This window comes from Streptomyces sp. NPDC002787 (assembly GCF_053592095.1).
The window spans coordinates 85834-98537 of the sequence record NZ_JBSFVC010000005.1; the positions used below are offsets into that span (position 1 = coordinate 85834).

General features: G+C 69.8%; 14 protein-coding genes and 1 tRNA gene. 4 read left to right on the forward strand and 11 right to left on the reverse strand.

All coding sequences use genetic code 11. From position 1 onward, the window contains the following. The first annotated feature begins 12 nt into the window (after positions 1-12). Together htpX and ACWD26_RS08370 are read left to right on the forward strand one after the other, a co-directional pair. Positions 13-876, forward strand: coding sequence for a zinc metalloprotease HtpX (htpX, locus tag ACWD26_RS08365; RefSeq protein ID WP_451267555.1), 864 nt, complete (start codon positions 13-15; stop codon positions 874-876). Continuing rightward, on the forward strand, positions 873-1271 hold the full coding sequence (locus ACWD26_RS08370) for a YccF domain-containing protein (RefSeq protein ID WP_391000827.1): 399 nt from the start codon (positions 873-875) through the stop codon (positions 1269-1271). Before htpX ends, ACWD26_RS08370 begins: the two co-directional genes overlap by 4 nt. A 13-nt stretch (positions 1272-1284) precedes the next feature. Here ACWD26_RS08370 and ACWD26_RS08375 read toward each other — a convergent pair whose 3' ends face one another. Then, positions 1285-2541, reverse strand: a complete 1257-nt coding sequence (locus ACWD26_RS08375; protein ID WP_451267558.1) for an APC family permease — start codon at positions 2539-2541, stop codon at positions 1285-1287. A gap of 139 nt (positions 2542-2680) precedes the next feature. Here ACWD26_RS08375 and ACWD26_RS08380 point away from each other — a divergent pair, with 139 nt between their 5' ends. Then, complete coding sequence (locus tag ACWD26_RS08380; RefSeq protein ID WP_451267560.1) at positions 2681-2947, forward strand: GlsB/YeaQ/YmgE family stress response membrane protein; 267 nt, start codon at positions 2681-2683, stop codon at positions 2945-2947. A 103-nt stretch (positions 2948-3050) separates the two neighbouring features. Here the strand turns inward: ACWD26_RS08380 and ACWD26_RS08385 are convergent, their stop codons facing one another. Beyond that, entirely contained in the window at positions 3051-3539 is a 489-nt protein-coding gene (locus tag ACWD26_RS08385; RefSeq protein WP_215448505.1) for a YajQ family cyclic di-GMP-binding protein, read from the reverse strand. Between the two features lie 166 nt (positions 3540-3705). On the opposite strand from ACWD26_RS08385, the gene ACWD26_RS08390 reads away from it, so the two are divergent. Next, positions 3706-3787 (forward strand) — tRNA-Tyr (locus tag ACWD26_RS08390). 179 nt (positions 3788-3966) lie between these two features. On the opposite strand, the gene ACWD26_RS08395 is transcribed toward ACWD26_RS08390, so the two are convergent. The 9 genes from ACWD26_RS08395 to traB all read right to left on the reverse strand — a co-directional run bounded on the left by ACWD26_RS08395 (position 3967) and on the right by traB (position 12695). After that, positions 3967-5325: a tyrosine-type recombinase/integrase gene (locus tag ACWD26_RS08395; RefSeq protein WP_451267562.1), complete on the reverse strand. Its 1359-nt coding sequence runs from the start codon at positions 5323-5325 to the stop codon at positions 3967-3969. Further along, positions 5322-5531 carry a helix-turn-helix transcriptional regulator gene (locus ACWD26_RS08400; protein ID WP_328223872.1) on the reverse strand — a complete coding sequence of 70 codons (210 nt, stop codon included), beginning with the start codon at positions 5529-5531 and terminating at the stop codon, positions 5322-5324. Before ACWD26_RS08400 ends, ACWD26_RS08395 begins: the two co-directional genes overlap by 4 nt. A 185-nt stretch (positions 5532-5716) precedes the next feature. After that, a complete protein-coding gene (locus ACWD26_RS08405) occupies positions 5717-6964 on the reverse strand; it encodes a DUF3631 domain-containing protein (RefSeq protein ID WP_451267564.1) in 1248 nt (415 codons plus the stop codon). Positions 6965-7160: 196 nt separating this feature from the next. After that, positions 7161-8072 carry a bifunctional DNA primase/polymerase gene (locus ACWD26_RS08410; RefSeq protein ID WP_451268022.1) on the reverse strand — a complete coding sequence of 304 codons (912 nt, stop codon included), beginning with the start codon at positions 8070-8072 and terminating at the stop codon, positions 7161-7163. A gap of 29 nt (positions 8073-8101) precedes the next feature. After that, positions 8102-8740: a DNA cytosine methyltransferase gene (locus ACWD26_RS08415; protein WP_451267566.1), complete on the reverse strand. Its 639-nt coding sequence runs from the start codon at positions 8738-8740 to the stop codon at positions 8102-8104. Next, a complete protein-coding gene (locus ACWD26_RS08420; protein WP_451267568.1) occupies positions 8737-9426 on the reverse strand; it encodes an SAM-dependent methyltransferase in 690 nt (229 codons plus the stop codon). The genes ACWD26_RS08415 and ACWD26_RS08420 overlap by 4 nt, the downstream gene beginning before the upstream one ends. 90 nt (positions 9427-9516) lie before the next feature. Beyond that, complete coding sequence (ssb, locus tag ACWD26_RS08425) at positions 9517-9972, reverse strand: single-stranded DNA-binding protein (RefSeq protein WP_451267570.1); 456 nt, start codon at positions 9970-9972, stop codon at positions 9517-9519. A gap of 25 nt (positions 9973-9997) precedes the next feature. Continuing rightward, a complete protein-coding gene (locus ACWD26_RS08430) occupies positions 9998-10444 on the reverse strand; it encodes a hypothetical protein (protein WP_451267572.1) in 447 nt (148 codons plus the stop codon). A gap of 181 nt (positions 10445-10625) precedes the next feature. Further along, entirely contained in the window at positions 10626-12695 is a 2070-nt protein-coding gene (gene traB / locus ACWD26_RS08435; RefSeq protein WP_451267574.1) for a plasmid transfer protein TraB, read from the reverse strand. Between the last annotated feature and the right edge of the window lie 9 nt (positions 12696-12704).

A 12704-nucleotide genomic window follows, 5' to 3' on the forward strand; every position in this document is an offset into this window, starting at 1 on the left:
GGAGGGCGTACCGTGCACCGCCGGCACAACGGGCTCAGGACCGCCGTACTCCTCGGGGGACTGTCCGCACTCATCATCGTCATCGGAAGCTTCTTCGGCCGTACGGGCCTGGTCGTCGCGGTCCTCATCGCCCTCGGCACGAACGCGTACGCGTACTGGAACAGCGACAAGCTGGCTCTACGCGCGATGCGCGCCCGCCCGGTGAGCGAGTTCGAGGCCCCGGCGCTGTACCGCATGGTCCGCGAGCTCTCCACGCAGGCCCGCCAGCCCATGCCACGGCTCTACATCTCCCCGACGGACGCCCCGAACGCGTTCGCGACCGGCCGCAACCCGCGCAACGCCGCCGTCTGCTGCACCGACGGCATCCTCCGCCTGCTCGACGAACGTGAACTGCGCGGTGTCATCGGCCACGAACTGAGCCATGTCTACAACCGCGACATCCTGATCTCGTCGGTGGCCGGCGCCCTCGCCTCCGTGATCATGTTCCTGGTGAACTTCGCCTGGCTGATCCCCATCGGCCGCTCGGACGACGACGAGGGCCCCGGCCTCCTCGGCATGCTGCTGATCATGATCCTGGGCCCGCTCGCCGCGTCCCTCATCCAGCTCGCGATCAGCCGCTCCCGGGAGTACGAGGCGGACGCCTCCGGCGCCCAGCTCACCGGCGACCCGCTCGCCCTCGCCAGTGCCCTTCGCAAACTGGAAACGGGTACCAAGCAGCTCCCGCTGCCCCCGGAGCCCCGGATCGAGACCGCGAGCCACATGATGATCGCGAACCCCTTCCGGCCGGGCCGTGGGTTCTCCAAAATGTTCTCGACACACCCGCCGATGGCGGAACGCATCGCCCGACTCGAGAAGATGGCAGGTCGCCCGCAGTGAAGACCATTCTGAACATCATCTGGCTGATCCTCAGCGGCTTCTGGCTCTTCCTCGGCTACCTGTTCGCAGGCTTGCTCCTGTGCATCACGATCATCGGAATCCCGTTCGGCATCGCGTCGTTCCGTATCGGCATCTACACCCTGTGGCCCTTCGGATACAGCGCGGTCGAGCGCCGTGACGCGGGCGCGCCCTCCTGCTTCGGCAACGTCCTGTGGCTGCTGCTGGCAGGCTGGTGGCTGGCGCTGACCCACATCTTCGCGGGCATCGCGCTCTGCGTCACGATCATCGGCATCCCCTTCGGCATCGCCTGCTTCAAGCTCGTCCCGGTCTCGCTGATGCCCCTGGGCCGCGAGATCGTCCGCTCCGACCAGCCGTTCGCCCAGCAGCGCTGGTAACGAGGCGCCCCGTTCAGCCGCTCCGCGCCGCCCACCACCGCCGTACGCCGTAAGCCGCCGCCCCCACGCCCAGCACGGCGGCGCCCACGGCCACCGACATCCCCGGCAGCGAGAACGCCAGAACCGCGCACCCGACGAGCCCGACCACCGGCACCACTCGGGACGCGGGCACCGAACTCAGCGTCCAGGCGGACGCGTTGGCGACCGCGTAGTAGGCGAGCACTCCGAAGGAGGAGAAACCGATCGCGCCCCGCACGTCGACCGTGGCGGCCAGGGCGGCGACCACGGCACCGACGGCCAGTTCGGCCCGGTGCGGCACCTGGAAGCGGGGATGTACGGCGGCCAGGGCGCCCGGGAGATGCCGGTCCCGGGCCATGGCGAGAGTCGTCCGGGAGACGCCCAGGATGAGCGCCAGCAGCGATCCGAGCGCGGCCACGGCGGCCCCCACCCGCACCATGGGCACCAGCCCCGGCGCCCCGGCCGCCCGTACCGCGTCGGCCAGCGGAGCCGAGGCCTGCCCCAGCCCGCCGGAGCCCAGCACGGACAGGACGGCGACGGCGACGGCCGCGTACACGACCAGCGCGATGCCCAGCGCGAGCGGGATCGCGCGCGGGATGGTGCGCGCCGGATCCCGTACCTCCTCGCCCAGGGTCGCGATCCGCGCGTACCCGGCGAACGCGAAGAACAGCAGCCCGGCCGCCTGCAGCACCCCGCCCACGCCCCCCGACGCCCCGATGTCCAGCCGCCCGGCATCCGACTCGCCGGATCCCAGGCACACGACCACCACGGCGGCGAGCACCGCCAGCACCACGGCCACGATCGTCCGCGTCAGCCAGGCCGACTTCTGAACACCGCCGTAGTTCACGGCCGTCAGGGCCACCACGGCCGCCACCGCCACGGCGTGCGCCTGGCCGGGCCACGCGTACGCGCCCACGGTGAGCGCCATCGCCGCGCACGAGGCCGTCTTCCCGACCACGAACGACCAGCCGGCCAGATACCCCCAGAAGTCGCCGAGCCGCTCACGCCCGTACACATACGTGCCGCCCGACGCCGGATACACGGCCGCCAGCCGCGCCGACGACATGGCGTTGCAGTACGCCACCACGGCGGCGACCCCGAGCCCGATGAGCAGCCCCGACCCGGCGGCGCGCGCCGCCGGCCCCGGCGCCACGAAGATCCCCGCGCCGACCATCGCCCCGAGCCCGATGACGACCGCGTCCCCGACCCCGAGCGTGCGGCGCAGCCGGGCACCCGATCCAGCCTGTGTCATGCGCCGCACCCTACTGATCGCCGCAACCGCCGGAGGTCACCGAGGCGTCCTCCCCGACAACGAGGCACGAACAACGAAGCACCTGGCCTCTGTGGGGGAAACACAGCACAGGCACAGTACGAAAGGGCAGGTTCACGGCATGAGCATCATCGGCTGGATCGTTCTGGGACTGTTGGCCGGCGCCATCGCCAAATTCCTGCTGCCGGGCCGGGACCCGGGCGGCTTCATCGGCACGACGCTCATCGGCGTCGCGGGCGCCTTCATCGGCGGCTGGATCTCCGCCCGCTGGCTGGACCACCCGATCTCCGAGAACTTCTACGACGGCGCCACCTGGGCGGCCGCGATCGGCGGCTCCCTGGTCCTGCTGATCGCCTACCGCCTCCTGTTCGGCCACTCCCGCCGCTGAGCGCGCAGGACCACCCACGAACCGCAGCCAGCAGGTGAGAAGGGTGGGCACCCGGCCGAAGCCGGGCGCCCACCCTTCCACGTAGACCTCTGCCTACGGGCGATCACCGGTAGTTGACGAACTGCACCGCGAAGTCGAAGTCCTTGCCCTTGAGGAGAGCGATCACGGCCTGCAGGTCGTCGCGGCTCTTGGAGCTGACACGGAGCTCGTCGCCCTGGACCTGGGCCTTGACGCCCTTGGGACCCTCGTCGCGAATGATCTTCGCCACCTTCTTGGCGTTCTCCTGGGAGATGCCCTCCTCGATCGACGCGAAGATCTTGTACTCCTTGCCGGACAGCTGGGGCTCACCCGCGTCCAGCGACTTCAGGGAGATCCCGCGCTTGATCAGCTTGGACTGGAAGACGTCGAGGATGGCCTTCACCCGGTCCTCGGAGTTCGCCTCCATCAGGATCTTCTCGCCGGACCACGAGATCGAGGCGCCGACGCCCTTGAAGTCGTAGCGCTGTGAGATCTCCTTGGCGGCCTGGTTGAGGGCGTTGTCGACCTCCTGCCGCTCGACCTTCGAGACGATGTCGAAACTGGAGTCGGCCATGTCCTGTGGCTCCTTGCATCGGTGGAACGGGAGGCGACAAGCCTAGCCACCCAGCCCCTCCGAGTACTGATCAATCAGGTGGCGGAGCACCCCCGGGCATCAGGTATCGTTTACGTCGTCGCCACGGAGCACCGCCGAAAAGCGGTTCGAAGGGCGGCAAATCCCAGGCGGTGTGCCCGAGTGGCCAATGGGAGCGGACTGTAAATCCGTCGGCTTAGCCTACCCAGGTTCGAATCCTGGCGCCGCCACGTGGAAAAGACGGCCCCTGAGCTGCGAAAACGCAGCGCAGGGGCCGTCTGTGTGTGGGGCGCGAGCCGGGTGGACTGTCTCGCCGTGTCTCGCTCTTTCCCGCTCTCTACCAGTAGTTCTGGACGGGGCGTGGACGGGGATTTCAGCCCCGACCAGCGGTTATGAGGGTGGCGGGCTGTCAGCCGTCCAGACGGGCGGAGATCTTCGCGTTGGCGGCATCGTCCCCGCCCCGGAGGAACTTCGCGTACACCCGGAAGAGGACGGCCACACTGTGCCCTGCGCGGGCAGCAACGATCTGCGGTTCCACTCCGGCGCTGAGCCAGGTGGACACGGCAGTGTGCCGAAGATCATATGGCCGCTTGGCAAGCTTCGTCGCGCACTCCTGCGGGGTCAGCACCTCTTGCCGGGCGTTCGCCCACACCTCGCCGTAGCCGCTCTCCTGCACCATGCCGCCGCGAGCCGTACGGAACAGCCGGCCGTCGGGGGCGACCCCGTGGACGGTGATGTGCCAGCGGAGCAGCGCGACCAGCCGGGGCGGGATCGGGACCGGGCGAACGGCCTTGCGGGAACGGTGCTTGAGCCCCTTCCGGTCGTGAGCCTCACCCGAGTCGGTCCACGGTCGGCCGGCTCGCGGACGGCTCTCGCGGAGCATGATCCTGCCCCACCCCCGACGGGGCAGATACAGGTCGGACTCCAGTAGGCCGACCGTCTCGCCGGGACGCGCCGCCGCGTAGAGGATGCAGCCGAAGAACGCTTCGAGGTGGCGCCCGCGACCACCTTGCGCGCGCACGCCGGCCAGGAGCCGTTCCGCCATCTCCGGATCAGGGACGCACTCGGGGTCGACTTCCTCGTCTACCTTCTCGGGTGCCTTCCACTGGAGTGCGTGCATGGGGTTCTCTGCCAGCATCTCGGCATCGACCGCGTAGCCGAGAGCCTGATGGAAGATGGCTCGCTTCCTGGCGATCACGGAACCTGCGGAAGTCTTCCCGTCCATCCGCTTGGTGCAGGCATTCAGGGCCCGGCGGACCAGCATTTTTTCCGAGAGGGCTGAGACAGGAAGCGACTTCCGCTCGAACCATGCCAGCACCTCCTTCACGTCCGGCGGGGGTTCCTCGTCCCATCGCTTGACGTTGAAGGCCCAGCTATAGAGCGCGCGCCGCACGAGACGGTGATCCGCCATGCCCCGCGTGTCCTTGACGATGATGGGGGTCACGGTCGCCATTGCCTCGGCGAGGTTCTTGCGTGTGGTCGCGGGGGAGTGGTCCCACTTCATCTCGATGTAGTCCCGAGCGTGCTGGTACCAGGGGATGTCTTTCTCCTTCTGGACCATCGACTTGGGCAATCCGCTCTCAACGTCGAACGGTTCGCCCTCGCGCGTCGCCGTGACGAGTTGGGCCCGCCTGCTCTCGGCGAGCCCCGAGGTGAGGAACGACTCCGAGTGCGGACGGGTGCCGACCTGCCAGCGGAGCTGATACGGCTTGCGGTACGGACGCTTGCGGATTGCCCAGATTCGTACGGTGTAGCTCCACTCGGTCACGCAACCTCCAGGTCGTTCAGAAAGGCGTCGAGGACGCTGCGGCGCATGCGGAGATGACCGTTCGGCAGGCGGCGGACTTCCGGCGCGTAGCCACGGTTCCGCCAGCGGTAGTACGTGGCGCGGGTTATGCCGATTTCGTCGAGAGCGTCGGACAGCGGGACCCACTCGTCAGCAGGGGCGCGGCGCCGACGGGAAGCGGCAGTCATCGTGAGATCTCCTGGAGAGCTGAAGCGTGCAGGAGGACGGGGCCCTCGGGCCCCTCTGAGGATCCGAAACATCCGAAACACCGAAACAGTGCAGGTCAGAGACTCGAATCTGTTCCGGATGCTGTTTCTGTTTCGGATAGCGCCGTCACACGCGCGGTGCGACGGCGCTTCGGTGTCCGGTGCGATCAGCCGGTCATGGGGAGGGTCGGTGTGACGGTTTCGGTCGTCGTGTTACGGCTGTCGCCGGGGGCATCCGGAACACATTCGCCGCCGCTGACCTGCGGCGTTCCGGATGTTCCGGATGTTCCGGATTCACCGGAGGGGGGCGGGCAGTACCGCATCCACGCGTCGGTGAGGTCCGCCGCGAAATAGCCCTTGACCGTGCCGGACGGTGTGCGGAAGGTGCGCGGTTTGATCGGCTGGTTCGCCGGGGTGACGTACTGGCCCAGCATCCGCGCGAGGGTCCGGGGGTTGAGGGGCTTGTCGTCCAGGTCAACCCATGGGGCGTCGTCCATGCCGAGCAGGCATTCGATGATGACGGCCGTGGCGATCCGCTCAGCGCCGTTTCTGAACAGCATGTCGCGCAGGTCGGTCAGCAGCCGGATACCGAGCGAGGATTCATCGTTGTCGTGGGCGGCTTTGAGGAGTTCCAGGCAGCCAGCGCGGGCGCGCTCGGGCCAGTCGCCACCAGCGGCTTCGGCGACGGCGAGCAGCGGTTCCCACACATCTGCCGGCCGGTCGCTGAGCCCCTCGGGCAGGGTCGGCCAGGCACCGGAGACCTCGTCACGAACGGTATCCGCCCACTTGGCGAGCCGATCCCGCAGGGCGTGCCCCTCCTTCTCGTGGATGCGCTCGCGGTACGGCTGGACCTTCTCGTTGGGGGCCCGCTTGCGCATGCGGATGATCACGCAGCGGTCCAAAATCGTTTCCGGCAGGGAGCCGAGTCCGGCCATGGCGACCGCGCAGAACGATGCGAACCACGAGGGGGTCTGGTTCTCCCCGACGCAGCGCAGAGCCTTGCCCCGACGGCGGTGGCCGGTGTTGATGAACCCGCGCACCGGTTCGTTGTCCCCGGCTTTCGGGCCGAACACGGTATCGATCTCGTCGAAGAGGAGGGTGGGTAGTCCACCCTCGGTGGCTTCCACCAAGCGGTACAGCGCGTTGGCGGAGCTGCTGACGAGGGTGTGGGAGTGCGGGGTGAGGGTCTCCACAATCTCCAGCGCGCGGGACTTCCCCGACCCCGGTTCGGGGGAGAGGAAAGCCAGCCGGGGGGTGGAGTCGAAGCAGTCGATCAGATGGGCGTGCGCGTCCCACAGTGTGACGGCGACGTAGGCGGCTTCGGTGGGGAAGATGTTGAAGCGGCGGTGGAACGCTTCGACCTCTTCGAGCAGGGCCGCGCCGTCGATGGTGGGCGCGGTCGTGGGCGTGGTCATGCAGCGGCCCTCTCTTCCTGAGGCTTGCGGAGCGGGCAGGTGTCGCGGCGGGCAGTCTGGGTCTCGGAAAGGGCTGAAAGGACGGCCTTGCGGCCGTCGCCCTTCGTGCCACAGCCGGAATTGGAGTCGGGCGCCGGTGGGCGTCGGCGGCAGGAGTCGGGGGCGAGAGGCTTTTCAGGGGCGGGGCGGCGGGGGTTCACGCCGCCTCCCTGGGCCGGGCAGTGCGGATCGACCATTCCAGGGCGCTGCGGACGGTTGCCCGGCACTCGGTCGGGGACAGTCCGGCCGCCTCCCCCGCCCCCTGAAAAGCCTCTTCGACCCGGTCTCGGGTGATCTCGCCCCATGCGACGAAGCGGCCCAGGGCGCGGGCGCCCGCCAGCAGACGGGTGTTGCGCCCGCCCTCCTTCGTCTGCCGGACGGCCGCCGTCTCGCGTTCGAGGGCGACCTCTGCCCGGCGGGTTCCCTGGCCAGGAATCAGGAGCGGGGCGGGCTCCGTGGCGGGCCGGGGCGCTTCGACCAGCAGCGCGGTGAGCCAGTGCGGCAGCGGGGCCACGGGGCTGTTGTCGGTGACCTCGTACGCGCCGTCGGGGGTGGTGCTGCCAGGTGCGACGACGTAGCCGCCCCAGGCTCGGGTGTCGATGTGCGCACCGAGCCGGTTGACGCTGTTCTTCAACTGCCCGCCGGGCGGTGCGGTGAAGTACAGGTGACAGCCCCCGCTGGGAGTCCGCACCCGGTAGGTGGCCGGAAGGGTCTCGTCGGCGCGCTCGCAGAGCGCCTGCAAAGAAGCGGCGCCGTCAGGCGCTCCTTCTGCCTCTTCCGGCTTGCACACGTCCAGGTCGATCACGAGCAGACCGGCGGGACCGGTCGCGATCCCGACGTTGTACGGCCGCTGCACCCACGCGGCCTGGATGAGCTGCGGGTCGGTGGTGGCGCGCTGCTCGGGGGTGCGGTGACCGGCCGCGCAGCGCCCGGTGCAGGGGCAGGAACGCTCGGGGTGCCCGGCGGGCCGCTTGGTGCCCGGATGCAGCGGGATGACGGGCCAGCCGCGCTCTGCGGAGCACAGGGCGGCGGCGAGCAGATGCAGGTGGTCCAGTTCGATGGTGGGCATGTCGAGCACGTTGATGAGCGGGACGCTGCTCATGCCGCTGCCCTCCCTTCCAGGGTGAGGAACTGTGCGGCGATCCACTGGGTGTAGGCGGGGGGTACGGCTTTGCGGGCTTCGAGGTTGGTCATCCAGGTGCAGCCCATGGCGTCGGCGTAGGCGCGCTCGCCCTTGTGCTCGAAGGCCAGCAGGCCCTTGTGGTGCCAGCAGGGTGCGACCAGGTCTCCGCCCCCGCCCCATGACGTCTCGAACGCGCGGTGGCGGCGGACGTTGAGGCCGAACTGCGTACCGCACAGCAGGTAATCGGGCCTGAGCGGGGCCTCGGGGACGTTCTCGATGACCCACGGCCGCCCGGTTGCCTGCATGACGTCCCGTCCGGGGGCGAGCAGGTCGGGGTGGTCCTCGGGGGTGCCGCGCCACTTCGTGACCTTCGCGTAGCGCTCGCACGGCCAGGAGCCGTGGACCAAGTCGAAGGTGTGGCCGTGTTCGGCGGTGTAGTCGATGCCGTCGGCCTCGACGAAGGTGAAGGGGTAGTTCGGCTGGGGGCGGATGTCGACCCCCACCACGTCGAACCCGGCGAGGTAGTAGCCCATGGACAGGCCGCCGGCGCCGCAGCACACGTCCAGCACCCGCAGGCCGTTGGGCCGCCGCAGTGGCAGTACGCGCGTGTTCATGCGGCCACCGCTTCAGTGGTCAGGCTGGCGAGGGCGTGGGTGCCGAGCCACTGGGTGTAGGCCGGGGGTATGCATTCCCGGATGCCGTCGCGGTTCATCCACGGCACGGCCATGACGCGGCGGGCGTGGTCGACGCCGGAGAAGTTGCCGATGAACTGCCCGAAGTGGCCCGGTGGGATGGGGCGGCCCATCTTCGCCTGTGGGACCAGGTGGGCGGGATGCGCGGGCTGGGCAAGGGTGAAGCCTCCGCCGGGCTCGAAGTACCGGTGCCGGTAGGTTTCCAGCCCGAACATGCCCCCGCACAGCATCACCGGACGGTGCAGCTTCGGCACCGCGCCCCGGACGTTCTCGATCACCCAGGGGCGGCCAGTGGCTTCCAGGGCGGCGCGGGTGGGGGCGATCAGGTCGGGGTGGGGATTGCCCTGGATGCGCTGGCACTCGCTGTCGTGCTGGCACGGCGGGGAGGCGTGGATGAAGTCGAAGTCCGCGCCGTGCTCGCGGATGAACGCCACCGCTTCGGCCTGGACGAAGGTGAAGGGGTAGCGGGGCTGGGGGCGGATGTCGACGCCCACAACGTCGAATCCGGCGTCGGCGTAGCCCTTGGCCGCGCCGCCCTGGCAGCAGAACAGGTCAACCAGGCGCGGCCGACGGCCGTGGGCTCGCCGGATGACGGTGGTTTGGGTCATGCTGGGAGACCTCCACAGGTCTGTTGAGGGTCTGGTGGACAAGGGCGGCCCCGCGTTCTTTGGCGAGAGGTGGGGTCGCCCTTGGCGCAGCTAGAACGGGGGTTCGTCGCTGGACTGCGCGCCCGCCGGGGTGCCGGTCTTGGCCCAGGGGTCGTCACCGGCGGGGGCGGACTGCGCGGCGCGCTTGGCGTTGATGGTCACGGTGGTGAACCGGACGGACGCGCCGATGTCGTCCACCTCGACGGCGAGCATGGATCGCTTGTCGCCCTCGGCGGTGGTCCAGTCGTGCTGCCGCATCCGGCCGGATGCGACCACCCGCGAGCCCTTCCTGAGGCTGTCGGCGACGTGCTCGGCGAGAGTGCGCCAGGCGGCGCAGCGGTAGAACGCGGTGGTGCCGTCCTTCCACTGGTTCGAGGCGCGGTCGAAGCTGCGCGGGGTGACCGCGATCGTGAACTTCGCGAGCGCGGCGCCGCCCTCGGTGAACTTCAGCTCGGGGTCGTCGGTCAGGTTGCCGACAAGGGTGATGGGGGTCTCTCCGAACGACATGAACTCTCCTGTGGGTGTGGGCTGTTCAGCCGTAGAACTTGTTGCGCTTGATGACGGCCTTGCGGATGTTGACCGTGGTCCCGGCGCTGGTGGGGCGGTGGCCGAAGACCTGGACGGCGATCCAGCCGCCGAAGACGACGGCGGCGAGGGTGATGAGCTGGGTGACGAACGCGGTCAGCGCGGTGACGAACGCGGTGAGCATCAGCAGCCCGCCGCACGCGGCGGCGAAGCCGACGCCCCCGAGCGCGATGTTCACCGCCGTCCGCGACACGGTCGGCTTGTCCGGGACCGGTTCGGGCTTGACCGGCTCGATGGCGTAGCCGGTGATGATCCGGCCGTCGGGGAGCACGATGCTCGTGACCGCCGGAACCGTGCCCGGCTGCACCGGCACGAGCGGCGCCGTGGGCGGGTGCGCGGTGATGGGTTGCGGGTGGTGGACTTCGACGGCCGTGGGCCGTTCGGTGTCGGTCATCGGGCCTCCCCGAGAGATGCGGCGGGCCCGCGCCACAGATGTGGTGCGGGCCCGTGCGGGTGGGTGTCAGGTGTGGGGTGTCAGGGGGTGTCACGCCGGGGCGTCACGCGTTTCTGACACCGGGTTTGCCTAGGGGTTTGGGTGTCAGACGACCCTGACGGTGTCAGGCGTCAGACGGGTGTCAGGCCGCCACAGGGGTGGGGACGATGCGCCACCGGCCGGTGGCGTTGGTTTCCTTCAACCGGCCCTCCCGGTAAGCCTCCACGAGACGCTCGGAGACCCAGGGGCGGGAGAGGTTGTGCCGCTCGCACCACTCCTTGAAGTCCTTCGGACCGACGACCATCTGACCGGCCGCCTCGAACTCCGCGAGCGCTTCGGCGAACAGTTGACGTGCTTCCGCTGGCTTCGGCTTGCGGCCGGTCTCCTGGCCGAAGATCGGGGCGTCGTCGCCGGCTTCCGGCTCGGGAAGTTCCGCGTCGGGGTCGATGTCCATGTCCTCGGGGTCGACCAGCAGACCGCCGTGGTTCATGTCGTAGTCCTCCTCTGCGACGGCCCGCAGCACGGCCGGCTGCGGGGTGCCGTCGTCGCCGGGGGCGGGGCGGCCGGTGTAGGCGCGCCCGGCGACACCCGATGCGGCCCCGGCGGTGATGGGGTCGGCGTGGGCGCCGTTGCGCTGTGCCCAGGTGGCGAGCTGTTCCATGGTCTTGACCGCGCGGGTAGGGAAGGCGAGGGTGCGGCCCGGTGAGGGGTAGCGGTCCTCGGGGATGCCCGGCGAGACGGTGTAGCAGTAGCCGGGCCGCCGGTTGCCCCACGCACCCGGATGCGCCCCTGCCGCGAGAACTTCGTCGGGCAGGCAGAACCCTTCGTCGCGCGGGTCGCAGCCGAGCGCGATCACGGACGGCAGCGAGGCGCGAGTGGAGGTGGACATCTGGTCGTACGACGGGCGCTGCAACGACACGATCAGCGAGATACCCGCGCTGCGGGCTTCCTGCGCGATGCCGGTGAACGCGTCGTCACCCAGGTTGCGGAGGGTGTTGGCGGCTTCCTCGAACCAGGCGACCAGGAACGGCATCCCCTCACAGCCACACGCCCCGCCGGGGCGGCACGAGTGCTCCGGGTCGTTCTGCACGCCCGCGGCTTCGGGAACCCACTGTCGGTAGCCGTGCGAGCCGAGCCACCGGGTGCGGGCGGGGATGACGGACTTGACCGTCTCCACCATGACTTCGGTGTCGGTGCCGCCCTCTGCACTCCAGTCCAGGCCCGGCCGGAGCGGGGCGAAGTCCTGGAACGCCTTGGGGTCGGAGAACCACACGATCACGTCCCGGCGGGAGAGGATCTCCGAGAGCAGGTTCAGCGCGGTCTCGCCCTTGCCGGAGCCGGTGCCGCCGGCGATGAGCAGGTGGGTGGAGTTTCGCTTGGTCTCCGGGTCACCGGGCAGCCACAGCGTGAGCGGGGCGCCGTCGTCGTAGCGGCCGATCACCAGCGGATCGGCGATCGAACCCCCGAGATTCGAGGGGCCTTCCCAGTCGACGACGGCGGCGAGCATGTCCTCGGGGACGATGACCAGGTCACCACGGCGCTCGGAGTCGGGGTCGGCGTGGTACCGGACGGCGGACTTCGGCAGGTCCAGCGCGGACGCGATCCGGGCCAGTGCCTTGGTGACGTCGTCGTTGGTCTGCTCACCGGGATCGAGCGCGAGCGGCGCGGTGACCCGGTTGGGCTCCACCTTCGCCGCCCCCATCTGTGCCCGCGCCAGCCCCACCTTCGCCAGCAAACCCGCATCCGGACTGCCGGTGGCGGCGCCCTCGGGGTTGTGGCGGATGACCATGCGCACGTTCCAGGACAGGGCGAGCGCAGGCCCGCCCATCAGGAACAGGTCGTCGACCGGGCCGGCGGTGGGTCCGGCCAGGGACGCGGCCGTCAGCCACGCCGAGCCGGCCGCCATGGTGGCGGCCGAGTGGATGCGACGGCCCTTGGTGGTCGACTTGCCCATGAGCCAGGTGGCACCGGTCAGGGCCACGGAGGTGAGGGTGAGGCCGACGCCGGCGGCGGTGTTGTCGGGCCACCGCCAGTGCCCGAGGGCGCCGGCCAGGCCGGTACCGGCCCAGCCGAGCCACGGCGGGATGTGCGGCTTGGCCCGGTGCAGCAGATACGCCCGGACGCTGCCGTTCTCCGGTCCGCCCTGCTGAGGCATGAGGTAGCCGTTCATGCCGTCGGGGTAGGTCATCACCCCGGTGTCGTCGCGTGCCATGCCCGAACC

Bases quoted from the DNA above. Each gene is read 5' to 3' on its own strand.
- ACWD26_RS08375 (WP_451267558.1), bottom strand. From the start codon at position 2,541: ATGACACAGGCTGGATCGGGTGCCCGGCTGCGCCGCACGCTCGGGGTC.
- traB (WP_451267574.1), bottom strand. From the start codon at position 12,695: ATGGCACGCGACGACACCGGGGTGATGACCTACCCCGACGGCATGAAC.
- ACWD26_RS08430 (WP_451267572.1), bottom strand. From the start codon at position 10,444: ATGACCGACACCGAACGGCCCACGGCCGTCGAAGTCCACCACCCGCAA.
- ACWD26_RS08385 (WP_215448505.1), bottom strand. From the start codon at position 3,539: ATGGCCGACTCCAGTTTCGACATCGTCTCGAAGGTCGAGCGGCAGGAG.
- ACWD26_RS08420 (WP_451267568.1), bottom strand. From the start codon at position 9,426: ATGACCCAAACCACCGTCATCCGGCGAGCCCACGGCCGTCGGCCGCGC.
- ACWD26_RS08380 (WP_451267560.1), top strand. From the start codon at position 2,681: ATGAGCATCATCGGCTGGATCGTTCTGGGACTGTTGGCCGGCGCCATC.
- ACWD26_RS08415 (WP_451267566.1), bottom strand. From the start codon at position 8,740: ATGAACACGCGCGTACTGCCACTGCGGCGGCCCAACGGCCTGCGGGTG.
- ACWD26_RS08410 (WP_451268022.1), bottom strand. From the start codon at position 8,072: ATGCCCACCATCGAACTGGACCACCTGCATCTGCTCGCCGCCGCCCTG.
- ACWD26_RS08400 (WP_328223872.1), bottom strand. From the start codon at position 5,531: ATGACTGCCGCTTCCCGTCGGCGCCGCGCCCCTGCTGACGAGTGGGTC.
- ACWD26_RS08405 (WP_451267564.1), bottom strand. From the start codon at position 6,964: ATGACCACGCCCACGACCGCGCCCACCATCGACGGCGCGGCCCTGCTC.
- ssb (WP_451267570.1), bottom strand. From the start codon at position 9,972: ATGTCGTTCGGAGAGACCCCCATCACCCTTGTCGGCAACCTGACCGAC.